The organism is Mitsuaria sp. TWR114 (genome assembly GCF_007997345.1).
Genome location: NZ_VOSR01000617.1, coordinates 1 through 1,416, shown reverse-complemented (window position 1 = coordinate 1,416; position 1,416 = coordinate 1). Strand labels below are relative to the sequence as shown.

The window sequence follows — 1,416 nt, the reverse complement described above, 5'->3', positions numbered from 1 at the left end:
TCGATGCCGCTGGTGGTGGCGCTGGAGAAGTTGGTCGGGCGGATCACGTAGCGCGGCACCGGCACCAGCGCGCTGGCCGGATCCAGCGTCACGACGTTGCGGATCAACTGGCTGATGTTGCGGTGGAACAGGCCGACGCTGAAGAGACTGCCGCCGCTCAGGTACTTCTCGTAGGCGATGTCCAGGCCGGTGGCGAGTTCCGGCTTGAGGCCCGGATTGCCGACGCGGTCGGGATTGAGTTCGTCGTTGGCCTGGCCGGGGTCGGGGAACTTGCTGTTCAGCGTGTAGCGGCCCAGCATCTGCGTCAGCTCCGGCGCCTTGTAGCTGCGCGTCAGGCTGGCGCGGATCATGTCGCGCGCCTTCGGGTCCAGCTTGTAGGTCAGGTGCCACAGCGGCGACAGCACGCTGGAGCTGTTGCGCGCATCGGTGGCGACGCCGCGGCTGGTGGTGACGATGCGCTCATGGCGCAGGCCGAAGTAGGTCGACCACTGCGGGTTGATCTCCCACTCGTCCTGGATGAAGAAGGCCTGGCGGCGGATGCGCGCGCCGAAGTTCTCGCCGTTGAGCGCCGGCAGCTGCTCGCCGCCGGCCACGGTGGTGTCGCGGATCTCGTCGCGCTTGCGGAACTCGAAGTCCCAGCCCAGTGTCACCGTGTGCTCGTCGCCCAGGATCTGGCTGTACTTGCCGGCCTGGGTCAGGCTGCGGTCGCGGCTGTCGATCACCGCGTCCACCGGCGCGGCCGCGTTCAGCGTGTGGTTCTCGATGTGGTTCTTCGCATCCTGCACGCCGGCCTTGAGCTCCCACTTCTGCGTCTCGCTGAAGCGGTTGTTCCATTGCAGGTTGGCGCGCAGCATCTGCCAGACGCCCTGGTTGTCGCTGTCGTCGTCCAGGCGCGGCGTCTTGTACTGGCCGTCCGGCACCAGGCGGACCGAGTTGTTCCACCAGCCCTTCTGCGCGAAGCCCTGCAGCGACACGCTCTCGTCGTCGCTGATCTTCCAGGTCGCGCGCGGCGCGGAGTTGAAGGCGTGGCCCCAGTTGCGCATCTTGCCGTGCTGCGCGGCGACGACCGGCTGGTCGTTCAGGTCGGTGCCGTTGCGCTCGGTCGAGGAACGCATCTCCTGCAGCCACTGGAAGGCGGAGACCGGCACCGACAGCGAGACCGGCCCGAAGCGCTCGCCGAAGGTGAAGGTGGCCGAGGGGACCGGATGGTTGATGTTGTAGCCGGCGCCGATGCGCAGGTCGCGCTGCGACACGCGCGGCGCCTCCTTCAGGATGATGTTGATCGCGCCGGCCACGGCCTGCGCGCTCTGGTCGGCGCTGGGGCCCTTGGTGACCTCGATGCGCTCGACCTGCGCCGGATCCAGCTGGTCCAGCTTGAAGCCCGGGGGCGCCGAATCGCCGTTGATCAGGATCAGC

Annotated in this window: 1 protein-coding gene; it reads right to left on the bottom strand. The window is 67.9% G+C overall.

Annotated features, from left to right (window positions below):
- Positions 1-1,416, bottom strand: a 1,416-nt coding sequence (locus FUT87_RS20795) for a TonB-dependent siderophore receptor (RefSeq protein ID WP_147242251.1), incomplete at both ends; no start/stop codon positions are given.